Consider the following 25,817-nt stretch of genomic DNA (forward strand, 5'->3'; position numbering starts at 1 on the left):
TTCCGGGACGGTCGACGCGGACGAAACGGTCGACGTTGTCCGTGACCTTCACCCCGGCGAAGTGTTCCCCGGCCGCCTGCGAATCCTTCACGGTCCCAGCGAGATTGAGCCTCAGGCCGCTGATGTAGGGGCAGGGGCGGGCGGGGTCGACGGCGAGCGCTGTCAGAACCGGGAACACCTGCTCGGCGAAATAGCCGGTCAGATGTGCCTTCTCGTCGTCGGACAACTCCGACCAGCGGATGATCGAGATGCCCTCCGCCGCGAGGTCGGGCTGGACCATGTCGAGGAACACCCGGGAATGCCGATTGGCGATCTCGCGGGTGGACGAAGCGATCAGCGCGAGCTGGGCGCGCGGCGACAGGCCGTCCGCGGAACGTACCGACAGTCCGGTTTCCGCACGGCGTTTCAGGCCCGCGACGCGCACCATGTAGAACTCGTCGAGATTCGAGGCGAAGATCGCGAGGAACTTCGCGCGTTCGAGCAGCGGCAGCGAGGTGTCCTCGGCCAGCGCCAGAACCCGCGCGTTGAAATCGAGCCAGCTCAGTTCGCGATTGAGGTAACGGCCTTCGGGCAGGCCGTCGGTGAGCGCCGGTAGCGCAGCGGCAGCGGGCGGTGCCGCCGGGGAGGAACCGACCCGCGGTGTGGTCGCAGTCGCGACACCGTTCGATGCGAGGCGGTCGGGAGATTCGGAATCGGGCCGTCGATCCGTGCTGTCACCGTTGTTCACGGGTTCATTGTGGCAGGAACCGGCGAGCGCAGGGAGCCGAGCGGAAACCCGATACGGCCGAGCGCTGCGGCGGTCGCGGGGCCCACGCCCAGGGACACCGCGCCCGCGAGATCGTCGCCGGTGTCGACGTCGAGCCGGAGCCCGGGCCAGTCACCTTCCAGCGCGAGCGCGCCGGCCGCGATGTGGCGGGCGGCGGAATCCGCTCCGAACCGGGGCTCGAACGGCCGATCGGGGAACGAGTGCACGAGCGCGGACGTGCCGGACCCGGTGTGGTCGACGACGACCGCCCGGCCGACGCGCCGCGCCTCGGCCAGTGCCTGCGCGAGTTCGGCGGACCGCACGGCGGGCAGATCCGCCTGCAACGCGACGAGGGTGGCGTCCGGTGTCGATGCCCGCACCCGGACCGCGGCACAGGACAGTGCTGCGTTGAGGGGTTCGGTTCCGGTCGTCACGGCCGAGGGCGGGGGATCGGCCAGGACGGCGGCACCGCGCGCCCGCGCCGCCCGCGCGACGTCGGGATCCCCTGTGACGACGGTGACGGTGACGTCCTCGAGGTGCAGGGCGGCGGCCAGCGTGTCCTCGAACATCGCCAGTGCCAGGTCGGCCCGCTCGGAGGGCGTGTAGATCCGCGCCAGCCGCGTCTTCGCCAGGCGCAGGGCCTTGACGGGGATCAGCACGTGCGGGGCGGTCATGGCTCCCGATTCTGCCAGCCCCCGGACGGCGAGGGGGCTCGGTGCCCCGCCGGGCAACGGGAGAACTGACACTCGGGCGGCTCGCCACCACCGCCTGGGCGATACTGGGGCGACGAGTGGCCGGTGATCCGCCGGCGGTGGTGAGACGAGCGAAGGGGACTGCGTGACCAAGGCGACGGTGTTGGGGGCGGGCTCGTGGGGGACGGCGTTCGCGAAGGTACTGGCCGAGGCCGGTACGGAGGTGACGATCTGGTCGCGTCGCGCAGAGGTCGCCGAGGCGATCGGGACCCGGCACGAGAATCCCGGTTATCTTCCGGGCGTCGCGCTTCCCGAATCGCTGCGCGCGACATCCGATCACAGGCTCGCGCTCGACGGTGCGGATTTCGTGGTGCTGGCCGTGCCCTCGCAGTCGCTGCGCGACAACCTGCAGGTGTGGCGTGACGACATCGGGCCGGATGTCACGCTCGTCAGCCTCGCCAAGGGGATCGAACAGGGCACCCTGTTGCGGATGAGTCAGGTGATCGGCCAGGTCACCGGCGCCGAGCAGGACCGCATCGCGGTGCTGTCCGGGCCGAACCTCGCCCGCGAGATCGCCGAGTGCCAGCCCACCGCGACCGTGATCGCCTGCAGCGACTCCGCTCGCGCAATGCAGATCCAGAAGTCCTGCGCCACAGGATATTTTCGTCCCTACACGAATTCGGACGTGATCGGCTGCGAGATCGGTGGGGCATGCAAGAACGTCATCGCGCTGGCATGTGGGATGGCCGCGGGTGTGGGTCTGGGCGACAACACGATTGCCACGATCATCACACGCGGGCTCGCCGAGGTCACCCGGCTCGGGACGGCGCTCGGTGCCAAGCCGGCCACGCTCGCCGGACTCGCCGGTGTCGGCGATCTGGTGGCCACGTGCACCTCGCCGCTGTCGCGCAACCGGTCGTTCGGTGAACGTCTCGGGCAGGGCGGCTCTCTCGAGAGTGCCCAGGAAGCCACACACGGTCAGGTCGCCGAAGGCGTCAAGTCGTGTACGTCGGTCCGTGCGCTCGCCGCCAACTACGACGTCGAAATGCCGCTCACGGACGCGGTGCACAAGGTCTGCTACGAGGGGATGTCGGTGCCCGAGGCGATCGGCCGGTTGCTGGGCCGCCGCACCAAGCCGGAGTGAGGTGGCCATGACGGGTGATTCGGTCCTCCCGGGTGATCCGGTGTTCCGGGGTGATTCCACGCGCTGCGTGAAAGCGGTTGCAGCCGAACACGAGCCGGGTGCCTCGTTGCAGCCGGGACCGGTGTTCGCTGCGCCCTATCAGCTCGGCCCCGACGAGGACCCGGCGCTGGACAGCTACGCACGTGCCTCGAATCCCGGTTGGCGGGCACTGGAATCGGCCCTCGCGGAGCTGGAGGGCGCGGCCGCGGCGCGGGTCGTCGGATCCGGTATGTCCGCCGTCACCGTCGCGTTGCGGGCGCTCGCGCAACCGGGCGGCACCGTCGTCGTCCCGTCCGACGGCTACTACCAGGTCCGCGCGTACGCCCGGGAGTTCCTGGCACCGCACGGCGTGACCGTCGTCGAACTGTCCGCCACGGAGTTCGGAGACGGCACCCTGACCGATGTCCTGGTCGATGCCCCGGACCGTTCCGTCGTGCTGGCCGAGACACCGTCGAATCCCGGCCTCGACACCGTCGACCTGCGCGCGATCGCCACCGTGTGCCACATGTGCGACGCGCTGCTGCTCGTCGACAACACGACGGCGACCCCGCTCGGCCAGCAACCGCTCGCGCTCGGCGCGGACGCCGTGGTCGCGAGCGGCACCAAGTCGCTCAGCGGTCACAGCGACCTGCTGTTCGGGTACCTCGCCGTCGCCGATCCGGCGCTGCTTCCGCGCATCGACCGGGAACGGTTGTTCTCCGGGACGGTCCTCGGGCCGTTCGAGACGTGGCTGGCGCATCGCAGCCTCGGGACCGCGGGCCTGCGGTTCGAGAGACAGTGCGCCAACGCCCTCGCGGTCGCGCGGATGCTGCGATCGCAGTCCGCTGTCGCGGAGGTGCGCTATCCGGGCCTGCCCGACGATCCCGCCCACCCGGTCGCCTCCGCGCAGATGAGCAGGTTCGGTCCGCTCGTCACCTTCCGTCTCGCCGACGAGCACGCCTTCCACCGGTTCGTCGGTGCGTCCGAGCTGATCGGCTCGGCGACCAGCTTCGGGGGAATCCACACCACGGCCGACCGGCGCGCACGCTGGGGCGATCGCGTGCCCGCCGGGTTCGTCCGGCTCTCCTGCGGCATCGAGGACACCGAGGACCTCCTCGCCGACATCACCGCGGCTCTCCGTGCGGTGTGAGCCCCACTCGGGTATGGCAGTCGCCCCCGGTGCCGGTACGGTTTGTACGTGAGTACTCCCCGCACCCGGGTGGCTGTCGTGTTCGGCGGCCGCAGCAACGAACATTCCGTGTCCTGCGTGTCCGCGGGCAGCATCCTGCGCAACCTCGATCCGGAGCTGTACGAGATCGTGCCGATCGGGATCACCACCGACGGTGCGTGGGTGCTCGGCGACTCCGATCCCGCCCAGTTGGCGAAGGCCGGACGCGAACTGCCCACCGTCGCATCGGACGGTTCGGCGCTCGTACTCACCGCCGACCCCACCCGCAGCGGCGACATCGTCGCACTCGACGAGGGAGAGTTCGGCAAAGTCCTCGCGTCGGTCGACGTCGTCTTTCCGGTCCTGCACGGCGCATACGGCGAGGACGGCACAATCCAGGGCCTGCTCGAGCTCGCCGGGATCCCGTACGTCGGTCCGGGGGTGCTCGCCAGCGCCGCCGGAATGGACAAGGAGTTCACGAAGAAGCTGCTGGCCGCCGAGGGCCTGCCGGTCGGTTTCCAGATCGTCCTGCGCCCGGGCGTCGGCACGCTCACCGAGGAGCAGAAGGAGCAGCTCGGCCTGCCGGTCTTCGTCAAGCCCGCCCGCGGCGGTTCGTCCATCGGCATCAGCCGGGTCGCCGACTGGGACTCGTTCGACGCGGCACTCGAGAAGGCACGCCGGCACGACCCGAAGGTCATCGTCGAATCCGCGATCGTCGGCCGTGAGGTCGAATGCGGAGTGCTCGAGTTCCCGGACGGCGACGTGCGCGCCAGCGTCGTCGCCGAGATCCGCATGCCCGACAACTCCGGCGACCACGAAGCGTTCTACGACTTCGACACCAAGTACCTCGACGACGTGTGCGAGTTCGACGTGCCCGCCAAGCTCGACGACGACGTCAGCGAAGAACTGCGTGCCCTCGCGGTCCGCGCGTTCCGCGCCCTCGACTGCCAGGGACTCTCGCGCGTCGACTTCTTCGTCACCGACAACGGACCGGTGATCAACGAGATCAACACGATGCCCGGATTCACGTCGATCTCGATGTACCCGCGGATGTGGGAGGCGGCGGGCATCGGCTACGGCGAACTCGTCTCGATCCTCGTACAGACCGCCCTGGCCCGGGGCACCGGACTGCGCTGACAACCCGGGACCCGGGCGGGGCCGCCGGCCCCACCGCCGCGGCGACTACTCTGTCCACCATGACTGCCGTGACTCCCGACACCCCCGGAACGGACGCTGTATCGGACAGCGGGGACATCCGCGAGGCCGTGCACGCCGCGGCCCGTCGCGCCCGCGTCGCGTCCCGTCGTCTCGCGCTGCTGACCACCGCCGAAAAGGACGCTGCGCTGCACGCGGCAGCCGATGCCGTGCTCGCCGCGGCGGACGCCGTGCTGGCCGCGAACACCGCGGACGTCGACGCCGCGCGCGAATCCGGCACCGAGGAGTCGCTCCTGGACCGGCTGCGGCTGACCCAGGCCCGGATCGAGGGCATCGCGTCGGGCCTGCGACAGGTCGCCGGCCTGCCCGACCCGGTCGGCGAGGTGGTACGCGGTTCGACGCTGCCGAACGGTCTCGAGATCCGGCAGAGGAGAGTGCCGCTCGGCGTCGTGGCCATGGTGTACGAAGCCCGGCCCAATGTCACCGTCGACGCGTTCGGCCTGACCCTCAAGTCCGGCAACGCGGCGCTGCTGCGTGGCTCCTCGTCGGCGAAGCGGTCCAATGCGGCGCTGGTCGCGGCGCTGCGCGGCGCGCTCGAGGCGCAGGGCCTGCCCGCCGATGCCGTGCAGCTGCTGCCGAGCGAGGACCGTTCGTCGGTCACCCATCTGATCCAGGCGCGCGGCCTGGTCGACGTGGTCGTCCCGCGGGGCGGCGCGGGCCTGATCTCCGCGGTCGTGCGCGATGCGACGGTGCCGACCATCGAGACCGGTGTGGGGAACTGCCACGTGTACGTGCACGCGGCCGCGGACCTCGCGATGGCCGAGAAGATCGTCGTCAACGCGAAGACCCGTCGGCCCAGCGTGTGCAACACGGTCGAGACGGTGCTCGTGGACAAGGCGATCGCGGACACCGCGGTTCCGCAGCTGCTGTCGGTGCTGCAGGCCCACAGTGTCGTCGTGCACGGCGACCTGCCCGGCCTGGTCCCGGCGACGGAGGCGGACTGGTCGGAGGAGTACCTGACGCTCGACGTGGCACTGGCTGTCGTCGACGATCTGGATGCCGCGGTCGAGCACATCGATCGTTACGGCACCGGCCACACCGAGGCGATCGTCACCTCGGATCTGGCGGCGGCCCGGGAGTTCACCGCGCGGGTCGATGCCGCAGCGGTTATGGTCAACGCTTCGACCGCCTTCACCGACGGCGAGCAGTTCGGGTTCGGTGCCGAGATCGGCATCTCCACCCAGAAACTGCACGCCCGCGGCCCGATGGGCTTGCCGGAGCTGACCTCCACCAAGTGGGTGGTGTGGGGCGACGGCCACACCCGCCCGGCCTGATCGAAAGGACCCAGCGTGGATCGTGCGCTGCCGACCACTCCGCCGATCTTCGCCGACGTCGACGATGTGATCGCGCGTCTCGCGGAGACGGGTTACCTCGCCGACAAGGCGACCGCCACCGCCGTGTTCCTCGCAGACCGGCTGGGCAAGCCGCTGCTCATCGAGGGACCGGCCGGTGTCGGTAAGACCGAACTGGCGCGTGCGGTCGCGTCGACCTCGGGTGCCGAACTGGTGCGCCTGCAGTGCTACGAGGGTGTCGACGAGTCCCGCGCGCTGTACGAGTGGAACCACGCCAAGCAGATCCTGCGGATCCAGTCGGCGGGTGCGAGTGCCGCGAGCGGAACGAGCGAATCCTGGGATTCGACGAAGCAGGACGTGTTCTCCGAGGAGTTCCTGCTCTCGCGTCCGCTGCTGACGGCGATCCGCCGGGAGGACCCGACCGTGCTGCTCGTCGACGAGGTCGACAAGGCGGACGTGGAGATCGAGGGTCTGCTGCTCGAGGTGCTCAGCGACTTCGCGGTCACCGTCCCCGAGCTCGGGACGATCCGCGCGGTGCGCAAACCGTTCGCGGTGCTCACGTCGAACGCGGCGCGGGAGCTGTCCGAGGCGCTCAAGCGCCGCTGCCTGTTCCTGCACCTGGATTTCCCCGACGCGGAACTCGAACGCCGGATCCTGGCGAGCCGGGTGCCGGAGCTGCCCGAGGCCGTCGCCGAACAGCTCGTGCGCACCGTTCGGGTCCTGCGCGGCATGCAGCTCAAGAAGCTGCCGTCGGTGGCCGAGACGATCGACTGGGGCCGGACGCTGCTGGCGCTCGGACTCGACACCCTCGACGACGCGGCGGTCCGCACCACGCTCGGGGTTGTGCTCAAACACCAGTCCGATCAGCAGCGTGCCGCGGCCGAGCTGCGGCTGAACTGACATGGCCGGCGCACGCCCGCCCGGGCACACCTCCGGACCGGCCGGTCCGCACGGGCAGAGCCGAGGACCCGCCGCTCCGCACGGGCTGCCCGGGCACCTCGTCGGGTTCGTCGAGGCGCTGCGCCGGCGCGGCATCGCCGTCGGGCCGTCGGAGACCGTCGACGCCGGTCAGGTGATGACGGTGCTGGACCTGCTCGACCGTGAGGCGCTGCGGGAAGGGCTCGCGTGCACCCTGCTGCGCCGGCCCACCCACCGGGCCACCTTCGACGCCCTGTTCGACCTGTGGTTTCCCGCTGCCGTCGGGCAGCGCGAAACCGGGGGGATCGATCCGTCGCTGCCGCGCACCCCGGACGGCGAGATCGACCTCGAGGCGCTGCGCGATCTGATCGCCGAACTGCTGTCCGACGAGTCACCCGAAGCGCTCGAACTGACCGAGATGCTCACCACGCAGCTCGTCGAGGAACTCGGTCAGTACAAATCCGGCAACGGCCCGTCGTTCTCCGCCTATCAGGCGCTGCGGGACGTCAAACCCGAAACCCTCCTCAACCGCATCCTCGAGGGCCTGCTGGGCAACGGCTCGTCGAAGGAACACGAACCGGCCGGCGACTACGCGACCGAGGTCGCGCGCCGCACCGCCGCACGGCGGGTCGCCGATTTCCGGGCGATGGTCGAGCGGGAGACGCGCCGCCGCACCGCCGAACAGGTCGGGCGCGACCGCGTCGAGAAGTACGGGGTGCCGAAGCTGGCCGAGGAGGTCGACTTCCTGCGCGCCTCCGACGCCGAGCTGACGGCGTTGCGCCGCAGCGTGACACCGCTGGCCCGGCTGCTGGCGAGCCGGCTCGCGGCCCGTCGTCGCCGTGCCCGGGCGGGTGCCATCGACCTGCGACGTACCCTGCGCAAGTCGATGTCGACCGGTGGTGTGCCCATCGATCTGGTCAACCGCAAACCGCGCCCGGCCCGCCCGGAACTGGTGGTGTTGTGCGATGTCTCCGGATCGGTCGCCGGGTTCTCGCACTTCACGCTGCTGTTGGTGCACGCGCTGCGCGAGCAGTTCACGCGGGTGCGGGTGTTCGCGTTCATCGACACCACCGACGAGGTCACCGACTACTTCTCCGCCGGCGCCGATCTGGGAACGTCGATGTCGCGGATGCTGCGGGAGGCCGATCTCATCGCGTACGACGGGCACTCGGACTACGGCAACGCGATCGGGGTGTTCGCCGAGAAGTACGCGCACAGCCTCACCAGCCGCAGTTCGCTGCTGATCCTCGGCGACGGACGCACCAACTACCGCAATCCGAATCTCGAGGCGCTCGAGCACCTGGTGACGGTCGCGCGGCACGCGCACTGGCTCAATCCGGAGCCGCGCGGGCAGTGGGGTGCAGGCGACTCCGCGGCGAAGGCGTACAGCGAGGTCGTCACGATGCACGAGTGCCGGTCCGCGCAGCAGCTCGCGGCCGTCGTGTCGAACCTCCTGCCCGTCTGAGCCGCCGGCCGGTCAACGTCGGGTGATCCACACGGTGATGTCGGCGTGCACCACCTCGGTGCCGTTCTTGTCGCCGATCGACACGGGGATCGTCAGCTCGGCGCCGCCGGTGTCCCCGGTGATCGTCTCGAAGTCGGGCAGGTCCGTCAGCTGTGCGACCGCGTGCAGGCCGGTCGTCGCCTTCGTGAGGTAGCGGGTGGTCATCGCTTTCGGGATCCAGCGGTGTGTGGTGGGCACGGTCGCTTCGGCGAGCATTCCCATGGCGGCCTCGGCCAGGTTGCAGGCGGCGATCGCGTGGAAGGTGCCCAGGTGGTTGTGCACGCCCCACCACTTCGGCGCCCGCACTTCGCACCGGCCGGGTTCGAGGAGCGTCACGCGGGGCAGGACGGTCGCGAAGTAGGGCACCCGCGCACACATGCCGAGCGAGAAGAGCGCGGATCCGAGAGGTGTCGAGCCGAACGGTCCACCGGAGAGGCGGGTCCAGGCGCGGTAGGTCGGAGTGGTCGTCATGCCCGAACCTTACTACCGAGTAAGTTCGTAGGGGTAGCGCGGCCGAACCCGCGACGGCGTCGGCCCGCCGGTGAACCCGTAAGCTGGTCAACCGTGCAACAGCCATCCGACCTGCAACCCGCGCTCCGCCGGCGCGTGGGTGTCATGGGCGGCACCTTCGATCCGATCCACCACGGCCACCTCGTGGCGGCCAGCGAGGTCGCCGACCGTTTCGGCCTCGACGAAGTGATCTTCGTACCGACCGGGCAGCCGTGGCAGAAATCCGACCGTCACGTCAGCTCCGCCGAGGACCGCTACCTGATGACGGTCATCGCGACCGCCTCCAACCCGCGGTTCTCCGTCAGTCGCGTCGACATCGACCGTGGCAAGCCCACCTACACGGTCGACACCCTGCGGGACCTGCACGACCGGCTCCCCGACGCCGAGCTCTACTTCATCACCGGAGCGGACGCGCTCGCGTCGATCCTGTCCTGGCAGGAATGGCAGGGGCTGTTCGACCGGGCCAGATTCGTCGGTGTGTCCCGCCCGGGATACGACCTCCACATCGAGCACCTCGCCGGGCACCTCGAAGGCCTGCCCGCCGACGCGGTGAGCCTCGTCGAGATCCCGGCCCTGGCTATCTCGTCGACGGACTGCCGCACGCGGGTGAGCGCGAACCGCCCCGTGTGGTACCTCGTTCCCGACGGGGTGGTGCAGTACATCAGCAAACGCAATCTGTATCGTCCGCAGGATTCGCGGCGGCCGGACGGGGCCGCCGCGGTGACCGACCCGCAGACGGTCCGCAGCGGGACCTCCGCAATCGAGAGAAAGAGCACGCAGTGAGCGCATCGGCAGAAGCCATCGAGATGGCACGTATCGCGGCCCTGGCGGCCGACGAGAAACTGGCGTCCGACGTCGTGGTGCTCGACGTCTCCGAGCAGCTCGTCATCACGGACTGCTTCGTCATCGCCTCCGCGGCGAACGAGAGGCAGGTCAACGCGATCGTCGACAACGTCGAGGACAAGCTGCGCGAAGCCGGTCACAAGCCGGTGCGCCGCGAGGGCACCCGCGAGGGACGCTGGACGCTGCTCGACTACATCGACGTCGTCGTGCACATCCAGCACGACGAGGAACGCAACTTCTACGCCCTCGAGCGCCTGTGGAAGGACTGCCCGACCGTTCCCGTCGACGGAATCGAACCGTCGACCCGCAACCTGGGTGCGCCGGACGACGGCGCGCTCCCGGAAAGCCCCGAGACCCCGGACACCCCGTGACGGACGGCGTCCGCCGGCTGGTCCTGCTGCGCCACGGGCAGACCGAGTACAACGCGACCAGCCGCATGCAGGGCCAGCTCGACACCGAGCTGTCCGACCTGGGCCGGCGCCAGGCGCTCGCCGCGGCGCAGGAACTCGCGGCGTTCGAGCCGCTCGCGATCGTCTCGTCCGACCTGCGGCGTGCCTACGACACCGCGGTCGCACTCGGTGACAGCGCGGGCCTGCCCGTCGCGATCGATCCGCGCCTGCGGGAAACGCACCTCGGGGAGTGGCAGGGGCTGACGCACGAGGACGTCGACGCGGTCGCGCCCGGTGCGCGCGCCGCGTGGCGCGCCGACGCGACCTGGGCGCCGCCGCAGGGGGAGAGCCGGATCGACGTGGCGCGCCGCAGCGTCCCGGTCGTGCGGGAACTGCTCGACAAGTACGAACAGTGGGGGGAACAGCCGATCATCCTGGTCGCGCACGGCGGGCTCATCGCAGCGCTCACCGCCGCCCTCCTGGACCTGCCGGTGGACCGCTGGCCGGTCCTCGGCGGCCTCGGCAACACCGGATGGGTGCGGCTGAGCGGCTACGGAGAGGAACCCGCATGGCGGCTCGATGTGTGGAACGCGACGGCGAACGTGGTGCCCGATGACGTCCTCTGACGCAGCGGACGTTCCGGAGACCGCCGGGAGACCGGACCGCCCGACGCTGCTCGTGATCGGCGACTCGCTCAGCTACTACGGTCCCGAAGGCGGTCTACCGGCGGACCACCCGCGGATCTGGCCGAACCTCGTTGCGGCCGAACTCGGGTGGGACGTCGAGCTCGTCGCCCGTATCGGCTGGACCACGCGTGACGCCTGGTGGGCCATGACGCAGGATCCTCGTGTGTGGGCGTCGATCCCGCGCGCTGGTGCCGTCGTCCTCGCCGTCGGGGGGATGGACACGCTTCCGTCGCCGCTGCCGACCGCGCTGCGCGAACAACTGCGTTACGTGCGGCCCGCCTCGCTGCGCCGGGTCGCGCGCAATGCCTACGGCTGGCTCCAGCCGCGACTTTCGCCACTCGGCTGGCCGGTCGCACTGCCGGCCCGGGTCAGTGTCGAATACCTCGAGACGATCCGCGACTCGCTCGCCTACATGCGCCCCGAACTGCCGGTGATCGGGACCCTGCCGTCGGTGCACCGTAGCGACCAGTACGCCTCCGTGCACAAGGGCCGTCCCGCCGCCGCCCGCGCGATCACCGCATGGGCGGCCGAAAAGTCCGTTCCGCTGGTTGATCTCGCGGAGGCGGTCCGCGAGAACATCGAATCGGACGACGCGAACCCGGACGGCATCCACTGGGGCTGGGACGCGCACCGCAAGGTTGCGGCTGCGATGGTCGAGGCGCTGCGGATGGTGCACCGGGATGCGGACACGGTGGCCGACGGCATACGGTAGTCGACGTGTCTGTTGTGGTGGTGACCGATTCCTCGTGCTGTCTGGATCCGGAAGCGGTGGAGCGGTACGGCATCCGGGTGGTGCCGCTGCACGTGATCTCCGACGGCCGTGAACTCCGCGAGGGCGTCGACGAACTTCCCGAGGACCTGTCGAAGGTCACCACCTCGGGGCCGGCGCCCGCCGAACTCACCGATGTCTACGCCCGCGCGCTCGCCGACAGCGCCGGCGACGGCGTCGTCGCCGTGCACATCTCGCGGCAGTTGTCCGGGACGTGGGAGGCTGCCCGGTACGCGGCCGACGCCTTCGGCGGTCGTGTGCGGCTCGTCGATTCCCGCAACACCGCAATGGGATTGGGTTTCTCCGCCCTTGCCGCCGCCCGGCTCGCGGAGTCCGGCGCAACCCTCGACGAGGTGTACACCCGCGCAGTGGAGGTCGCTGCGGCCGGCTGTGCCCTGCTCGTCGTCGACCGGCTCGACCATCTCCGTCGCGGCGGACGGATCGGAACGGCCACCGCGCTGCTGGGCACGGCCCTGTCGATGAAACCCGTCCTGCATCTGGCCGACGGGAAACTGGTCCTGCGGGAGAAGACCCGGACCATGTCCAAGGCACTCGCCAAGCTCGTCGACGCGGTGGTCGAGCAGTGCGCCGAGGTCGCGAAGACCGCCGAGCCGAAGGTCGCGGTGCACCACCGCGACGCCCCCGAGCGCGCCCGGTCTCTCGCCGAGGAACTCGCGGGCCGGCTCCCGGAGGGCACCGAACTGCGGGTGTCCGAACTCGACGCCGTGCTGGGCGCACACGTCGGCCCGGGCGCGATCGGGATCGTCGTCTCGCGCGACTGAGCCCCGGTTCGGATCGTCCACGCGCAACCGTGATTTCACCGCGCCGAATTCGGTCGGATTCGGGCATCGGTGCGGTCGTTGCCCTAGCATCGGGTCCGTGACCGACTCGCCCGGCAGGCTGCGTGTGCTCGTCTACAGCCACGACGCGAACACCCGCGCGCAGGTCGTGCGCGCCCTGGGGACGCACCCGCATCCGGACCTCCCGGAACTCGAGTACGTCGAGGTGGCCACCGCGCCGGTCGTGATCCGGCAGGTGGAGAACGGCGGCATCGCCCTGGCCGTCCTCGACGGGGAGGCCGCGCCGGTCGGCGGCATGGGACTGGCGAAGCAACTGCGCGACGAGATCGATCCCTGCCCGCCGCTGCTGTTGTTGCTGGGCCGGGCCGACGACGCCTGGCTGGCGTCCTGGTCGCGGGCCGACGCTGCGGTGGTGCACCCGGTCGATCCGTTCCGGCTCGCCGCGGAAGCGCTGCCGCTGCTGCGCCTCACGTGACCTGCTCGTGACCGCACTGTGACGGTGATGAATCGTGCCGTGGTTCGGCACGGATCCGTTCGATCCCACCGAATTTCGGCACCCTCGAAAATCGGGACAAGGCCGGGGACAACCCTTGTAGGGTGAGTCGCATATCACACCCGGTCGGAAGGAGTGATTCCGGTTACATATCGAGCCTCGACGCGATCGGTGAGACCGGTCGGTTCGTGGCGGCCGGGATCACGAGAAGGGGGGATCAGCGGACATGAACCTCTACGTGCCGATCCTCGTGCTCGGAGCCATCGCCGTCGTCTTCGCGGTGTTCTCCGTGGGGGTCGCCGGCCTGGTCGGCCCCCGGCGATACAACCGCGCCAAACTCGAGGCCTACGAATGCGGAGTCGATCCGACACCGCAACCCACGGGCGGCGGGCGGTTCCCGGTCAAGTACTACCTGACCGCGATGCTGTTCATCATCTTCGACATCGAGATCGTCTTCCTCTACCCGTGGGCGGTGCACTTCGACAGCCTCGGTCTGTTCGGTCTCGGCGCCATGGCGCTGTTCCTGTTCAACGTGTCCGTGGCCTACGTCTACGAGTGGCGACGCGGCGGGCTCGGATGGGACTGACCGAGTGTTTCCCGGCACGCCGCAGCGACGCCGGAACCGCAGCGACATCGGAAGCGAGATGAGGCGGACATGGGAATCGAGGAGAAGGTACCGAGCGGTTTCCTGTTGAGCACGGTCGAAGTCGCGGCGGGGTACGCCCGCAAGGGTTCGTTGTGGCCGGCGACCTTCGGCCTGGCGTGCTGCGCGATCGAGATGATGACCACCGTGTCCGGGCGCTTCGACATCGCCCGCTTCGGGATGGAGGCCTTCCGCGCCTCGCCCAGACAGGCGGACCTGATGATCGTCGCCGGACGGGTGAGCCAGAAGATGGCGCCGGTGCTGCGGCAGGTCTACGACCAGATGGTCGAGCCGAAATGGGTGCTCGCCATGGGGGTGTGCGCGTCCTCCGGAGGGATGTTCAACAACTACGCGATCGTGCAGGGCGTCGACCACATCGTCCCCGTCGACATCTATCTCCCAGGCTGCCCGCCACGACCGGAGATGCTGCTCCACGCGATCCTGATGTTGCACGAGAAGATCCAGCAGATGCCGCTCGGCGTCAACCGCGACGAGGTGATCCGCGACACCGAGAAGGCGGCGCTCGCGTCGCCGACCACCCTCGAGCTGAAGGGTCTGCTGCGATGACCGGGCGGGAACCCACCGGGCGGGAACCGGCCGCACCCGAAGTGATCGGCGTGCGCCGGGGCATGTTCGGCCCGGCCGGCACCGGCGACACGTCCGGGTACGGCGGACTCGTTCGGCCGATCGTGCTGCCCGGTGCAGCATCCCGGCCGTACGGCGGCTGGTTCGACGCGGTGGCCGACGGCCTCGACGCGGCACTGGCGCGCATCCCGGTGGACCCGCGCGGGGCGGTCGAGGGGATCGTCGTCGACCGCGGCGAGATGACCCTCCACATCCGCCCCGAGCACCTGCCCCGGGTCGCCCGGTCCCTGCGCGACGACCCCGGTCTGCGGTTCGAGCTGTGCCTCGGTGTCAGCGGGGTGCACTACCCGGGGGAGACCGGCCGCGAACTGCACGCCGTCTACCACCTGATGTCCATCACCCACAACCGCCGGATCCGGCTCGAGGTGTCGGTGCCCGACGGCAACGCGCACGTGCCCTCGCTGTACGCGGTCTATCCGACCGTCGACTGGCACGAACGCGAAACCTACGACTTCTTCGGGATCGTGTTCGACGGGCACCCGGCGCTCACCCGCATCGAGATGCCCGACGACTGGGTGGGACATCCGCAACGCAAGGACTACCCACTCGGAGGGATCCCCGTCGAATACAAGGGCGCGCGGACACCGCCACCCGACGAACGGAGGGCGTACCACTGATGAGCGACCCCTACTCGACCGGCCGAGATGCCGAGGGCACCGTCTACACCGTCGCGGGCCGGGACTGGGACGAGATCGTCGAGGCCGTCCGCGCATCGGCGGGGCCGGACGCCGAACTCGCCGAGGAACGCATCGTCGTCAACATGGGTCCGCAGCATCCGTCCACACACGGCGTGCTGCGGCTCATCCTCGAGATGGACGGCGAGACCGTCACCGAGGCGCGCTGCGGGATCGGCTACCTGCACACCGGAATCGAGAAGAATCTCGAGTTCCGCACGTGGACGCAGGGCGTCACCTTCGTCACGCGCATGGACTACCTGTCCTCGTTCTTCAACGAAACCGCGTACTGCCTGGCCGTGGAGAAACTTCTCGGCATCACCGATCTCGTACCGGAACGGGCCACCGTCGTGCGTGTGATGCTCATGGAACTCAACCGCATCTCCTCGCATCTGGTGGCGCTGGCCACCGGCGGCATGGAACTCGGGGCGATGACATCGATGTTCCTCGGATTCCGGGAACGCGAGCTGATCCTCGACGTGTTCGAGGCCGTGACCGGGCTGCGCATGAACAACGCCTACATCCGGCCCGGCGGACTCGCACAGGACCTTCCGGACGGTTCGCTCGACAAGGTCCGCGAGGTCCTCGACATCGTGCCGGGCCGCCTGCGGGACCTCGAGGACCTCCTCGACGAGAACGCCATCTGGAAGGCCCGCACGAAGGACGTCGGCTACCTGGACCTGATGGGCTGTATGGCCCTCGGCATCACCGGGCCGATCCTGCGATCCACGGGACTTCCGCACGATCTGCGCAAGTCGCAACCCTACTGTGGTTACGAGACCTACGAATTCGACGTCGTCACCGACACCGGCAGCGACTGTTACGGCCGCTACCTGATCCGCGTCGGGGAGATGAAGCAATCGCTGAAGATCGTCGAGCAGTGCCTCGACCGGCTGCGGCCCGGTCCGGTCATGGTCGACGACCCGAAGGTCGCGTGGCCGGCGGACCTGGCCGTGCGGCAGGACGGACTCGGCAACTCGCCGGAATACATCGGCAAGATCATGGGCACCTCCATGGAGGCGCTGATCCACCACTTCAAGCTGGTCACCGAGGGATTCCGGGTCCCGGCCGGGCAGGTGTACGTGGCCGTCGAATCGCCCCGCGGCGAACTCGGCGTGCACATGGTCAGCGACGGTGGTACCCGCCCCTACCGGGTGCACTACCGGGACCCGTCGTTCACGAATCTGCAAGCGGTCGCGGCGATGTGCGAGGGCGGCATGGTCGCCGACGTCATCGCCGCGGTGGCGAGCATCGATCCGGTGATGGGAGGTGTCGACCGATGACCCGGGTACAACCCACCGGTGAATCCGCCGCCCCGCAGGGCCGACCGGAACCGGTGTTCGTCGAATTGGGCCGCACCGCAGACGAAGCCGACCGCATCGAACATCCCGGCGCACCCCGAACGTATCCGCCGGAGGTACGCGACCGGCTCGAGGCGGACGCCGCCGCCGTCATCGGGCGCTACCCGGTGGCGCGGTCGGCGCTGATTCCGCTGCTGCATCTCGTCCAGGCCGAGGACGGCTACATCACCCCCGCCGGAATCGAGTTCTGCGCAGCACAACTCGCACTGACCGGCGCCGAGGTCGCGGCCGTGGCGACCTTCTACTCGATGTACCGCCGCCGCCCGACCGGCGACTACCACGTCGGGGTCTGTACCAACACGCTGTGCGCGATCATGGGCGGCGATGCGATTCTCGCCGCCCTGGAACGGCATCTCGATGTCGACCCCGGTTCGGCCTCCGACACCACCGGCGACGGGAAGATCACCCTCGACCACATCGAATGCAACGCGGCCTGCGACTACGCGCCGGTGGTAATGGTCAACTGGGAGTTCTTCGACAACCAGACCCCGGAGTCGGCGACCGCGCTCGTCGACGCACTGCGTGCCGGCAAACGCATCACCCCGACCCGCGGCGCGTCGCTGTGCACGTTCCGGGAGACCGCGCGCATCCTCGCCGGGTTCCCCGATCCGCGCCCCGGCGCGAACGACGGTGCGCCACCGGGCGACCCGACCCTCGCCGGACTGCGCGTGGCCCGCGAACGGAACATGCGTGCGCCCGAACCGACCGGAACGGAAGGGGAATGACATGGCACTGAGCCCCGTCCTGAGCCGGCACTGGGACGAACCGCGGTCGTGGACCCTCGACACCTACCGCAGCCACCACGGTTACCGGGCACTCGAACGCGCCCTGCGTTCCGACCCGGACGAGGTCATCGCCACCGTCAAGGACTCCGGCCTGCGCGGGCGCGGCGGGGCCGGATTCCCGACCGGCACCAAATGGTCGTTCATCCCGCAGGATCCCGCCACGCCCGCCGGCGCGAAACCGCACTATCTCGTCGTCAACGCCGACGAATCCGAGCCGGGCACGTGCAAGGACATGCCGCTGATGCTGGCGACCCCGCACACCCTCGTCGAGGGCGTCGTCATCGCGGCCTACGCCATCCGGGCCTCGCACGCGTTCATCTACCTGCGCGGCGAGGTCGTCCCCGTCCTGCGCCGAGTGCAGAACGCGGTCGCCGAGGCGTATGCCGCCGGATACCTCGGCCGCGACATCCTCGGATCAGGCTTCGACCTCGACGTCGTGGTGCACGCCGGCGCCGGGGCCTACATCTGCGGTGAGGAGACCGCACTGCTCGACTCGCTGGAGGGCCGCCGAGGCCAGCCTCGACTACGGCCCCCCTTTCCCGCGGTCGCCGGTCTCTACGCGTGTCCGACGGTCGTCAACAACGTCGAATCCATCGCGAGCGTGCCGGCCATCGTCCTCAACGGCGTCGACTGGTTCCACACGATGGGCACCGAGAAGTCACCGGGGTTCACGCTGTACTCGTTGTCCGGCCACGTCACCCGGCCGGGCCAGTACGAGGCGCCGCTCGGGATCACGCTGCGCGAACTTCTCGACTACGCCGGGGGCATCCGCGCCGGCCACCGGCTCAAGTTCTGGACACCCGGCGGATCGTCCACGCCGCTGTTCACCGCCGAACAACTCGACGTGCCCCTCGACTACGAGGGGGTCGGGGCCGCCGGGTCGATGCTCGGCACCAAGGCCCTGCAGATCTTCGACGAGACCACGTGCGTGGTGCGCGCGGTCCTGCGCTGGTCGCAGTTCTACAAACACGAATCGTGCGGAAAGTGCACGCCCTGTCGGGAAGGCACGTGGTGGCTCGTGCAGATCCTCGAACGTCTCGAGGCCGGCACCGGAACCGAGGACGATCTCGACAAGCTGCTCGACATCTCCGACAACATCCTCGGTCGCGCGTTCTGCGCGCTCGGTGACGCCGCGACCAGCCCCATCACGTCGTCGATCGCGCTGTTCCGCGACGAGTACATCGCGCACCTGTCGCACGGCGGGTGCCCGTTCGATCCACGCTTGTCCAGCCTCACCGCAGGAGGCCCGTCATGACCGCACAGGACCCGGTCGTCACCATCGACGGGATCGAGATCAGTGTTCCCCCGGGCACTCTCGTGATCCGCGCAGCCGAACAACTCGGCATCCGCATCCCGAGGTTCTGCGACCACCCCCTCCTCGACCCGGCGGGTGCGTGCCGCCAGTGCCTCGTCGAGGTCGAAGGCCAGCGCAAACCGCTCGCCTCGTGCACCACCACGGTCACCGACGGCATGATCGTCCGGACCCAGTTCACGTCCCCGGTGGCCGACAAGGCCCAGCAGGGGGTGATGGAACTGCTGCTCATCAACCATCCGCTGGACTGCCCGGTGTGCGACAAGGGCGGGGAATGCCCGCTGCAGAACCAGGCGATGTCCAACGGCCGCGGCGATTCCCGCTTCGAGGGTGTCAAACGGACCTTCCCCAAGCCGATCGCGATCTCCTCGCAGGTCCTGCTGGACCGGGAACGGTGCGTGAACTGCACCCGCTGCACCCGATTCTCCCAGCAGATCGCGGGCGACCCCTTCATCGACCTGCTCGAGCGCGGAGCCGGGCAGCAGGTCGGCATCTACGCCGAGGAACCGTTCGACTCCTACTTCTCCGGCAACACCGTGCAGATCTGTCCGGTGGGTGCGCTGACCGGGACGGCCTACCGCTTCCGGGCGCGCCCGTTCGACCTGGTGTCCAGCCCGAGCGTCTGCGAACACTGCGCCAGTGGCTGCGCGCAACGGACCGACCACCGCCGCGGCACTGTCCTGCGCCGCCTCGCGGGCGACGACCCGCAGGTCAACGCCGAATGGAACTGCGACAAGGGCAGATGGGCGTTCACCTACGCCACCGAACCCGATCGGCTCACCACCCCGCTGGTCCGCGGCGGCGACGGCACCCTCGTCCCGCGATCCTGGCCGGCCGCTCTCGCGGTCGCCGCGCGGGGACTGGCCGCGGCGCGCGGCGCCGGTGTGCTCGTCGGGGGACGCGTCACGGTCGAGGACGCCTACGCCTACGCGAAGTTCGCGCGGGTCGTGCTGGGCACCAACGACATCGACTTCCGTGCCCGTCCGCATTCCGGGGAGGAAGCGCAGTTCCTCGCGGCGCGCATCGCCGGGCGGCCGCTCACCGTCACGTACGCGGACCTCGACCGCGCCCCGGTGGTGCTGCTCGTCGGGTTCGAGCCCGAGGAGGAGTCGCCGATCGTGTTCCTCCGCCTGCGGCGGGCAGCCCGCGGCGGTGCGGCGGTCCGCTCGGTGGCGCCGTTCGCGAGCCGCGGCCTGACGAAGATGTCGGGCCTTCTGGTGCAGGCCGTACCGGGCACCGAAGCCGCGGTGCTGGACGGGATCCGGGAGGGGGAGGTCGGCGGTGACGTCGCGGACCTGCTGCGCCGGCCCGGGGCGGTCATCGTCGTCGGGGAGCGGTGCGCGTCGATTCCCGGTGCGTTGTCGTCGGCGATCCGGCTCGCCGACGACACCGGTGCCCGGATCGCCTGGGTACCACGTCGGGCCGGTGAGCGCGGTGCTCTCGAAGCCGGGGCGCTGCCGACGCTGCTGCCCGGCGGCCGCGACATCACCGATCCGCAGGCGCGCAGGCAGGTTTCGGAGGTGTGGTCGGAGACCGTCGGCGGCACGGTGGAACTGCCCGCCGGTCCGGGCCGGGACACCGCGGGCATGCTCGCCGCCGCCGCGGCCGGCGAACTCGGCGCGCTGGTGGTCGGTGGTGTCGACCTCTACGACCTGCCCGATCCGCAGGCCGCGGTGGCCGCGATGGAATCGGCCGGATTCGTCGTGAGCCTGGAACTGCGCCGCAGCGCCGTCACGGACCTCGCCGACGTGGTGCTGCCGGTCGCTGCGGTCGCGGAGAAGTCCGGTGCCTTCCTCGACTGGGAAGGCCGCGTCCGTGACTTCGGGATCGCGCTGCGGGGCGCCGACACCCTGCCCGACCGGCGGGTCCTCGACGCGCTGGCGGCCGAGATGGGTACCCGGCTCGGGGTGCCGGACACCGAATCCGCGCGTCGCGAACTGGACCGGCTGGGCCTGTGGGACGGCGAGTATCCGGCCGGTCCCGGAACCGGCGCGGTCGAACCGCCGCGAGCCGGTCCCGGTGAAGCGATCCTGGCCGGATGGCGGATGCTGCTCGACTCCGGGCGGATGCAGGACGGCGAACCGAACCTGGCCGCGACCGCCCGGCCGGCCGTCGTCCGGCTGTCCGCCGCGACCGCCGCCGAGATCGAGGTCGCCGACGGGGACGCGGTGACGGTCGCGACGAGCCGTGGAAGCGTGACGCTGCCGCTCGAGATCACCGGCCTGCCCGACCGCGTCGTGTGGCTGCCGCTGAACTCACCCGGGTCCGCGGTCCATCGGCACCTGGGTGTCGGACCCGGTGCGCTCGTGCGCATCGTCCGGGCAGGGGAGGAGCGGTGATGTCCGGGTACACCGACCTCGCGGCGTTCGGCCGCGATCCGTGGTGGCTGATCCTGGTCAAGGCCGTGGCGGTCTTCGCGTTCCTGGTCCTCACCGTCCTCGTGGCGATCTACGCGGAACGCCGCGTCCTGGCCCGCATGCAGATGCGGATCGGACCGAATCGTCTTGGTCCGCAAGGAATTCTGCAGAGTTTGGCCGACGGCGTCAAACTGGCGCTGAAGGAGGGCATCGTCCCGTCCGGGGTGGACCGGCCCGTCTACCTGCTCGCGCCGGTCATCGCGACGGTCCCGGCGTTCATGGCGTTCGCGGTGATCCCGTTCGGTCCGGTGGTGTCGGTGTTCGGGCAGCAGACGCCTCTGCAGCTCACCGATCTTCCGGTCGCGGTCCTGTACATCCTGGCGGTCACGTCCATCGGCGTCTACGGCATCGTGCTGGCCGGCTGGTCGTCCGGCTCCACGTACCCGCTGCTCGGCGGCCTGCGGTCGACGGCCCAGGTGATCTCGTACGAGATCGCGATGGGATTGTCGTTCGCCGCCGTGTTCCTGCTCTCCGGCACGATGTCCACCTCCGGCATCGTGTCCGGGCAGATCGGAACGTGGTACGTCTTCCTGCTGCTGCCCTCGTTCCTCATCTACGTCACGGCAATGGTCGGCGAGACCAACCGCGCACCGTTCGATCTGCCGGAAGCCGAAGGCGAACTCGTCGGCGGCTTCCACACCGAGTACTCGTCGTTGCGCTTCGCGATGTTCATGCTCGCCGAGTACGTGAACATGACGACCGTCTCCGCCCTGGCCACCACCCTGTTCCTCGGCGGCTGGCACGCCCCGTGGCCGCTGAACATGTGGGACGGTGCCGACTCCGGCTGGTGGCCCGTCCTGTGGTTCGTCGCGAAGGTGTGGACGTTCCTGTTCCTGTTCGTGTGGTTGCGCGCCACGCTGCCGCGGCTGCGTTACGACCAGTTCATGAATCTGGGCTGGAAGATTCTCATTCCGGCCGCACTCGTGTGGGTCGTGGTCGTCGCCGTGATCCGGGCGCTCGGCAACGAAGGATATGCGGCCGGGCCGGGTACCCTCGCCGCGGTCGGTGTGGGCTGCGTCCTGGTGTTCCTCGTGGTCGCGCGGTGGCGACCCGGGCAACGGGGCGACGAAGCCGACAGGGCCGCACCGGAAGTACACGAACCGTTCGATCCGACGGCCGGGGGCTTCCCGGTCCCGCCGATGCCGGGTCCCGTACCCGCGCAGCGCACCCCCGGGGAGGGATGATGCCCGAATTCCTCGATCCGATCGCCGGTTTCGGCACCACGTTCGCGGCGATGTTCAAGAAACCGATCACCGAGCAGTATCCCGAGCAGAGACGGCCACCGGCACCCGGATATCACGGCCGCCACCAGCTCAACCGGCATCCGGACGGACTCGAGAAGTGCATCGGTTGTGAACTGTGCGCGTGGGCGTGCCCGGCGGACGCGATCTTCGTCGAAGCGGCCGACAACACCGACACCGAACGGTATTCGCCGGGGGAGCGGTACGGCCGGGTCTACCAGATCAACTACCTGCGGTGCATCGGCTGCGGTCTGTGCGTCGAAGCGTGTCCGACGCGGGCGCTGACGATGACCACCGACTACGAGATGGCCGACGACAACCGCGCCGACCTCATCTACGACCGGTCGCGGTTGCTGGCGCCGCTGCAACCCGGGATGGAGGCGCCGCCGCACGCGATGTACCCGGGCACCACCGACGAGGACTACTACCGGGGGCTGGTGCCCGGCGCCGCGCCGTCCCACCGCGACAGCAGTCCGGATGAGCCGAATCCGGAAGGAGCGCCGGAGCAATGAGCACCGTCACCGCAGTCGCGGTCCTCGCGCAGGATACCGTCGAGCGCACCTCCACCGGTGAGGCGGTGCAGTTCTGGATCCTCGCCGTCGTCGCCGTGGCCGGTGCGATCGGAGTGGTCGTCTCGAGCAAAGCCGTCTATTCCGCGATCTTCCTGGCGCTGACCATGATCGTGCTGGCCGCCTTCTACATCGCGCAGGACGCCCAGTTCCTCGGTGTCGTCCAGATCGTCGTCTACACCGGTGCCGTGATGATGCTGTTCCTGTTCGTGGTGATGCTCGTCGGTGTCGACGCCTCGGAATCGTTCACCGAAACCCTTCGCGGGCACCGCATCGCAGCGGTCGTGGCCGGAATCGGCTTCGGGGTGCTGATCATCGGGTTCCTCGCCGACAGCGAACTGCCGCCGTTCGCGGGCCTGACGGACACCGGAGACGGGCACGTCGCCGGTCTCGCCGAACTGTTGTTCGTGCGGTACGTGTGGGCATTCGAACTCACCGGCGCGCTGCTCGTCACCGCGACCATCGGGGCGATGGTGCTGACCCATCGGGAGCGGGTGGGTGAACGCCTCGGTCAGAAGGAACTGGCCCGCAGACGGTTCCGCGAGTGGGGCGCCGCGGGCGCCCGCGGGGAACCCGAGGTGCGTGTGACCCCGCTGCCGAGTCCCGGTGTGTACGCGCGCCGCAACGCCGTCGACGTACCGGCCCGGTTGCCGGACGGCACCTACTCGCCGCTGTCGGTGAGCCGGGTGCTCGAGGCGCGCGGGGCCGTGGGCGAGGTTCCGGACGAGGGGGCGAGCCGATGAATCCGGCGAACTACCTGTATCTTTCCGCGTTGCTGTTCACCATCGGCGCCGCGGGCGTCCTCGTCCGGCGCAACGCGCTGATCGTGTTCATGTGCGTCGAGCTGATGCTCAACGCCGTGAACCTGTCGTTCGTGACGTTCTCACGGATGCACGGAAGCCTCGACGGTCAGGTGTTCGCGTTCTTCACGATGGTGGTCGCCGCCGCCGAAGTGGTCGTGGGCCTGGCGATCATCATGACCATCTTCCGCGCCCGGCGTTCGGTGTCGGTCGACGACAACAACCTGCTGAAGAACTGATCGCGCAGTCCGGGAGGAGAGCGGTATGAGCGGAACCTCGGCCCTATGGCTTCTGCCGGTGCTGCCGCTCGCCGGCGCGGCCGTGCTGTTGCTCGCCGGCCGGCGCAGCGACGCGTGGGGGCATCTGCTCGGGTGCGCGACCGCGCTGGCGTCGTTCGTGCTCGGCACGGTGCTGTTCGTGCAGATGCTCGGCCGGGACGCCGACGACCGTGCCGTGCAGCAGGACCTGTTCTCGTGGGTTCCCGTCGGCGGGTTGCAGGTCGACTTCGGACTGCAGCTGGACCAGCTGTCGATGTGTTTCGTGCTGCTCATCACCGGTGTCGGATCGCTGATCCACATCTACTCGGTCGGATACATGGCGCACGGCCCGGACCCGTCCGGCAACACCGCGGGGCGAGCCCCCGGACGCCGGTTGTTCTTCGCGTATCTCAACCTGTTCCTCGCGGCGATGTTGCTGCTGGTGCTGGCCGACAACTATCTGGGCCTGTACCTCGGGTGGGAGGGCGTGGGTCTCGCGTCGTACCTGCTCATCGGGTTCTGGCAGTACAAGCCGACCGCCGCGACCGCAGCGAAGAAGGCCTTCGTCGTCAACCGGGTCGGCGACACGGGCCTGGCCGTCGCCATGATGATCATGTTCGCCTCGTTCGGCACGATCGGGTTCGCCGACGTCTTCGCCACGGTCCCGGGTGCGAGCGAGACGGTGTCGACGGCGATCGGTCTGACGTTGCTGCTGGCGGCGTGCGGTAAATCCGCGCAGGTGCCGCTGCAGGCGTGGCTCGGCGACGCGATGGAAGGGCCCACCCCGGTGTCCGCCCTCATCCATGCGGCGACGATGGTCACCGCCGGTGTCTACCTGATCGTGCGTTCCGGGCCGATCTTCGACGCCGCGCCGGGCGCACAGCTGGCCGTGGTGATCGTCGGGGCCGTCACGTTGTTGTTCGGTGCGATCATCGGCTGCGCGAAGGACGACATCAAGAAGGCTCTGGCCGCATCGACGATGAGCCAGATCGGCTACATGGTGCTCGCCGCGGGTCTCGGACCGGCCGGTTACGCGTTCGCGATCATGCATCTGCTCACGCACGGATTTTTCAAGGCCGGACTGTTTCTCGGCGCCGGCTCGGTGATGCACGGCATGAACGACGAAACCGACATGCGACGCTTCGGCGGTCTGCGCACCGTCATGCCCGTCACCTACGTCACGTTCGGGCTCGCGTATCTGGCGATCATCGGGATCCCGCCGTTCGCCGGGTTCTTCTCCAAGGACCTGATCATCGAGGCGGCCTTCGGATCCGGCGGCGTCGAAGGGTTCGTGCTCGGCGCGGCGGCACTGCTCGGCGCCGGAATCACCGCGTTCTACATGACCCGCGTGATGCTGATGACGTTCTTCGGACGGCGCCGGTGGGCGGACGACGCGCACCCGCTCGAATCGCCCGGTGTGATGACGGCACCGATGGTGGTGCTGGCGATCGGCTCGGTCGCCGGGGGCGCGCTGCTGGCCTACGGAGATGCCCTGACGAACTGGCTCGAACCGGTCGTCGGGGAACACCACGGCGAACTCCCGGTCCCGGTGTGGGTGCTCACCGTCGTAACCCTCGCGGTCGTGCTCGTCGGTGTCGCGATCGCCTACCGGCAGTACGCGATCCGCGAGATCCCGGTCGATGCGCCGGACGAGGTCTCCGGCCTGACCCGCGCCGCGCGCCGCGACCTCTACGGCGACGCGGTCAACGAAGCGGTGTTCATGCGGCCCGGACAGCACGCGACCCGCGCGCTCGTCGCCGTCGACGACCGCGTCGTCGACGGTGCGGTCGGTGGGGTCGCCGCGCTCGTCGGCGCCGCGTCGGCGCGGCTGCGCACCCTGCAGACCGGATTCGCCCGGTCCTATGCCCTGTCCATGCTCGTAGGCGCGGCCCTCGTGGTCGCCACGATGGTGCTCTGGTGAGGATGC

Annotated in this window: 26 protein-coding genes and 1 pseudogene; 24 read left to right on the forward strand and 3 right to left on the reverse strand. The window is 69.6% G+C overall.

Features of this window, described 5'->3' with window-relative positions:
- Together A8G15_RS12600 and cofC are read right to left on the reverse strand one after the other, a co-directional pair.
- A pseudogene (locus tag A8G15_RS12600) lies at positions 1 to 727 on the reverse strand (RNA degradosome polyphosphate kinase); the annotation flags it as partial.
- A complete protein-coding gene (gene cofC, locus A8G15_RS12605) occupies positions 724 to 1,419 on the reverse strand; it encodes a 2-phospho-L-lactate guanylyltransferase (protein ID WP_068159602.1) in 696 nt (231 codons plus the stop codon). The gene cofC and the pseudogene A8G15_RS12600, both read right to left, overlap by 4 nt.
- A gap of 163 nt (positions 1,420 to 1,582) precedes the next feature.
- Between cofC and A8G15_RS12610 the strand changes: the two genes are divergently transcribed.
- The 6 genes from A8G15_RS12610 to A8G15_RS12635 are packed head-to-tail and all read left to right on the forward strand — an operon-like array spanning position 1,583 to position 8,657.
- On the forward strand, positions 1,583 to 2,581 hold the full coding sequence (locus A8G15_RS12610) for an NAD(P)H-dependent glycerol-3-phosphate dehydrogenase (RefSeq protein WP_068159604.1): 999 nt from the start codon (positions 1,583 to 1,585) through the stop codon (positions 2,579 to 2,581).
- Between the two features lie 7 nt (positions 2,582 to 2,588).
- Complete coding sequence (locus A8G15_RS12615) at positions 2,589 to 3,749, forward strand: cystathionine gamma-lyase (protein WP_068159826.1); 1,161 nt, start codon at positions 2,589 to 2,591, stop codon at positions 3,747 to 3,749.
- A gap of 48 nt (positions 3,750 to 3,797) precedes the next feature.
- Positions 3,798 to 4,904, forward strand: a complete 1,107-nt coding sequence (locus tag A8G15_RS12620) for a D-alanine--D-alanine ligase family protein (protein ID WP_068159606.1) — start codon at positions 3,798 to 3,800, stop codon at positions 4,902 to 4,904.
- A 59-nt stretch (positions 4,905 to 4,963) separates the two neighbouring features.
- The gene (locus A8G15_RS12625) at positions 4,964 to 6,256 is read left to right on the forward strand and encodes a glutamate-5-semialdehyde dehydrogenase (RefSeq protein ID WP_068159608.1); all 1,293 of its coding nucleotides are present in this window, start codon (positions 4,964 to 4,966) and stop codon (positions 6,254 to 6,256) included.
- A 15-nt stretch (positions 6,257 to 6,271) separates the two neighbouring features.
- A complete protein-coding gene (locus A8G15_RS12630; protein ID WP_068159610.1) occupies positions 6,272 to 7,174 on the forward strand; it encodes an AAA family ATPase in 903 nt (300 codons plus the stop codon).
- Between the two features lies 1 nt (position 7,175).
- On the forward strand, positions 7,176 to 8,657 hold the full coding sequence (locus A8G15_RS12635; protein WP_082899855.1) for a vWA domain-containing protein: 1,482 nt from the start codon (positions 7,176 to 7,178) through the stop codon (positions 8,655 to 8,657).
- 12 nt (positions 8,658 to 8,669) lie between these two features.
- Here A8G15_RS12635 and A8G15_RS12640 read toward each other — a convergent pair whose 3' ends face one another.
- Positions 8,670 to 9,167: a hotdog fold domain-containing protein gene (locus A8G15_RS12640; RefSeq protein ID WP_068159612.1), complete on the reverse strand. Its 498-nt coding sequence runs from the start codon at positions 9,165 to 9,167 to the stop codon at positions 8,670 to 8,672.
- Positions 9,168 to 9,311: 144 nt separating this feature from the next.
- Between A8G15_RS12640 and nadD the strand changes: the two genes are divergently transcribed.
- The 18 genes from nadD (at position 9,312) to nuoL (ending at position 25,811) form a co-directional block, all read left to right on the forward strand.
- Positions 9,312 to 9,989: a nicotinate-nucleotide adenylyltransferase gene (gene nadD / locus A8G15_RS12645; protein ID WP_068159613.1), complete on the forward strand. Its 678-nt coding sequence runs from the start codon at positions 9,312 to 9,314 to the stop codon at positions 9,987 to 9,989.
- Positions 9,986 to 10,420, forward strand: a complete 435-nt coding sequence (gene rsfS, locus A8G15_RS12650; protein WP_068159614.1) for a ribosome silencing factor — start codon at positions 9,986 to 9,988, stop codon at positions 10,418 to 10,420. The genes nadD and rsfS overlap by 4 nt, the downstream gene beginning before the upstream one ends.
- Positions 10,417 to 11,064, forward strand: coding sequence for a histidine phosphatase family protein (locus A8G15_RS12655; protein ID WP_068159619.1), 648 nt, complete (start codon positions 10,417 to 10,419; stop codon positions 11,062 to 11,064). Before rsfS ends, A8G15_RS12655 begins: the two co-directional genes overlap by 4 nt.
- Positions 11,051 to 11,836, forward strand: coding sequence for a diglucosylglycerate octanoyltransferase (gene octT, locus A8G15_RS12660; RefSeq protein ID WP_068159620.1), 786 nt, complete (start codon positions 11,051 to 11,053; stop codon positions 11,834 to 11,836). The genes A8G15_RS12655 and octT overlap by 14 nt, the downstream gene beginning before the upstream one ends.
- 5 nt (positions 11,837 to 11,841) lie before the next feature.
- A complete protein-coding gene (locus A8G15_RS12665) occupies positions 11,842 to 12,675 on the forward strand; it encodes a DegV family protein (RefSeq protein WP_068159621.1) in 834 nt (277 codons plus the stop codon).
- A 97-nt stretch (positions 12,676 to 12,772) separates the two neighbouring features.
- The gene (locus A8G15_RS12670; RefSeq protein WP_211270155.1) at positions 12,773 to 13,168 is read left to right on the forward strand and encodes an Rv3143 family two-component system response regulator; all 396 of its coding nucleotides are present in this window, start codon (positions 12,773 to 12,775) and stop codon (positions 13,166 to 13,168) included.
- A gap of 244 nt (positions 13,169 to 13,412) precedes the next feature.
- Positions 13,413 to 13,772 (forward strand): NADH-quinone oxidoreductase subunit A, encoded by a 360-nt coding sequence (locus tag A8G15_RS12675; protein ID WP_068159623.1) that lies wholly within the window; start codon positions 13,413 to 13,415, stop codon positions 13,770 to 13,772.
- 69 nt (positions 13,773 to 13,841) lie between these two features.
- Positions 13,842 to 14,396: a NuoB/complex I 20 kDa subunit family protein gene (locus A8G15_RS12680; RefSeq protein ID WP_068159624.1), complete on the forward strand. Its 555-nt coding sequence runs from the start codon at positions 13,842 to 13,844 to the stop codon at positions 14,394 to 14,396.
- Positions 14,393 to 15,091, forward strand: a complete 699-nt coding sequence (locus A8G15_RS12685) for an NADH-quinone oxidoreductase subunit C (RefSeq protein ID WP_068159625.1) — start codon at positions 14,393 to 14,395, stop codon at positions 15,089 to 15,091. Before A8G15_RS12680 ends, A8G15_RS12685 begins: the two co-directional genes overlap by 4 nt.
- Positions 15,091 to 16,431, forward strand: a complete 1,341-nt coding sequence (nuoD, locus tag A8G15_RS12690; protein ID WP_068159626.1) for an NADH dehydrogenase (quinone) subunit D — start codon at positions 15,091 to 15,093, stop codon at positions 16,429 to 16,431. Before A8G15_RS12685 ends, nuoD begins: the two co-directional genes overlap by 1 nt.
- Positions 16,428 to 17,234, forward strand: a complete 807-nt coding sequence (gene nuoE / locus A8G15_RS12695; RefSeq protein WP_068159627.1) for an NADH-quinone oxidoreductase subunit NuoE — start codon at positions 16,428 to 16,430, stop codon at positions 17,232 to 17,234. The genes nuoD and nuoE overlap by 4 nt, the downstream gene beginning before the upstream one ends.
- A gap of 1 nt (position 17,235) precedes the next feature.
- Complete coding sequence (gene nuoF, locus A8G15_RS12700) at positions 17,236 to 18,549, forward strand: NADH-quinone oxidoreductase subunit NuoF (RefSeq protein WP_068159630.1); 1,314 nt, start codon at positions 17,236 to 17,238, stop codon at positions 18,547 to 18,549.
- Positions 18,546 to 20,945, forward strand: coding sequence for an NADH-quinone oxidoreductase subunit G (locus A8G15_RS12705; protein ID WP_068159633.1), 2,400 nt, complete (start codon positions 18,546 to 18,548; stop codon positions 20,943 to 20,945). The genes nuoF and A8G15_RS12705 overlap by 4 nt, the downstream gene beginning before the upstream one ends.
- Positions 20,945 to 22,207 (forward strand): NADH-quinone oxidoreductase subunit NuoH, encoded by a 1,263-nt coding sequence (gene nuoH, locus A8G15_RS12710; protein ID WP_068159835.1) that lies wholly within the window; start codon positions 20,945 to 20,947, stop codon positions 22,205 to 22,207. The genes A8G15_RS12705 and nuoH overlap by 1 nt, the downstream gene beginning before the upstream one ends.
- Complete coding sequence (gene nuoI, locus A8G15_RS12715; RefSeq protein ID WP_068159832.1) at positions 22,207 to 22,776, forward strand: NADH-quinone oxidoreductase subunit NuoI; 570 nt, start codon at positions 22,207 to 22,209, stop codon at positions 22,774 to 22,776. The genes nuoH and nuoI overlap by 1 nt, the downstream gene beginning before the upstream one ends.
- On the forward strand, positions 22,773 to 23,576 hold the full coding sequence (locus A8G15_RS12720; RefSeq protein WP_068159636.1) for an NADH-quinone oxidoreductase subunit J: 804 nt from the start codon (positions 22,773 to 22,775) through the stop codon (positions 23,574 to 23,576). Before nuoI ends, A8G15_RS12720 begins: the two co-directional genes overlap by 4 nt.
- Positions 23,573 to 23,872, forward strand: a complete 300-nt coding sequence (gene nuoK, locus A8G15_RS12725; RefSeq protein ID WP_068159639.1) for an NADH-quinone oxidoreductase subunit NuoK — start codon at positions 23,573 to 23,575, stop codon at positions 23,870 to 23,872. Before A8G15_RS12720 ends, nuoK begins: the two co-directional genes overlap by 4 nt.
- Positions 23,873 to 23,897: 25 nt before the next feature.
- Entirely contained in the window at positions 23,898 to 25,811 is a 1,914-nt protein-coding gene (nuoL, locus tag A8G15_RS12730) for an NADH-quinone oxidoreductase subunit L (RefSeq protein ID WP_068159642.1), read from the forward strand.
- Positions 25,812 to 25,817 lie beyond the last annotated feature (6 nt).

It is taken from the genome of Rhodococcus phenolicus (genome assembly GCF_001646785.1).
Taxonomy (GTDB): Bacteria; Actinomycetota; Actinomycetes; order Mycobacteriales; family Mycobacteriaceae; genus Rhodococcus; species Rhodococcus phenolicus.

What these genes read in the sequence shown, in the direction of transcription:
- cofC (WP_068159602.1), bottom strand. Translation starts at nt 1,419, where the DNA reads ATGACCGCCCCGCACGTGCTGATCCCCGTCAAGGCCCTGCGCCTGGCG.
- A8G15_RS12615 (WP_068159826.1), top strand. Translation starts at nt 2,589, where the DNA reads ATGACGGGTGATTCGGTCCTCCCGGGTGATCCGGTGTTCCGGGGTGAT.
- A8G15_RS12625 (WP_068159608.1), top strand. Translation starts at nt 4,964, where the DNA reads ATGACTGCCGTGACTCCCGACACCCCCGGAACGGACGCTGTATCGGAC.
- A8G15_RS12635 (WP_082899855.1), top strand. Translation starts at nt 7,176, where the DNA reads ATGGCCGGCGCACGCCCGCCCGGGCACACCTCCGGACCGGCCGGTCCG.
- A8G15_RS12640 (WP_068159612.1), bottom strand. Translation starts at nt 9,167, where the DNA reads ATGACGACCACTCCGACCTACCGCGCCTGGACCCGCCTCTCCGGTGGA.
- nadD (WP_068159613.1), top strand. Translation starts at nt 9,312, where the DNA reads ATGGGCGGCACCTTCGATCCGATCCACCACGGCCACCTCGTGGCGGCC.
- octT (WP_068159620.1), top strand. Translation starts at nt 11,051, where the DNA reads ATGACGTCCTCTGACGCAGCGGACGTTCCGGAGACCGCCGGGAGACCG.
- A8G15_RS12675 (WP_068159623.1), top strand. Translation starts at nt 13,413, where the DNA reads ATGAACCTCTACGTGCCGATCCTCGTGCTCGGAGCCATCGCCGTCGTC.
- A8G15_RS12680 (WP_068159624.1), top strand. Translation starts at nt 13,842, where the DNA reads ATGGGAATCGAGGAGAAGGTACCGAGCGGTTTCCTGTTGAGCACGGTC.
- A8G15_RS12685 (WP_068159625.1), top strand. Translation starts at nt 14,393, where the DNA reads ATGACCGGGCGGGAACCCACCGGGCGGGAACCGGCCGCACCCGAAGTG.
- nuoD (WP_068159626.1), top strand. Translation starts at nt 15,091, where the DNA reads ATGAGCGACCCCTACTCGACCGGCCGAGATGCCGAGGGCACCGTCTAC.
- nuoE (WP_068159627.1), top strand. Translation starts at nt 16,428, where the DNA reads ATGACCCGGGTACAACCCACCGGTGAATCCGCCGCCCCGCAGGGCCGA.
- nuoF (WP_068159630.1), top strand. Translation starts at nt 17,236, where the DNA reads ATGGCACTGAGCCCCGTCCTGAGCCGGCACTGGGACGAACCGCGGTCG.
- A8G15_RS12705 (WP_068159633.1), top strand. Translation starts at nt 18,546, where the DNA reads ATGACCGCACAGGACCCGGTCGTCACCATCGACGGGATCGAGATCAGT.
- nuoH (WP_068159835.1), top strand. Translation starts at nt 20,945, where the DNA reads ATGTCCGGGTACACCGACCTCGCGGCGTTCGGCCGCGATCCGTGGTGG.
- nuoI (WP_068159832.1), top strand. Translation starts at nt 22,207, where the DNA reads ATGCCCGAATTCCTCGATCCGATCGCCGGTTTCGGCACCACGTTCGCG.
- A8G15_RS12720 (WP_068159636.1), top strand. Translation starts at nt 22,773, where the DNA reads ATGAGCACCGTCACCGCAGTCGCGGTCCTCGCGCAGGATACCGTCGAG.
- nuoK (WP_068159639.1), top strand. Translation starts at nt 23,573, where the DNA reads ATGAATCCGGCGAACTACCTGTATCTTTCCGCGTTGCTGTTCACCATC.
- nuoL (WP_068159642.1), top strand. Translation starts at nt 23,898, where the DNA reads ATGAGCGGAACCTCGGCCCTATGGCTTCTGCCGGTGCTGCCGCTCGCC.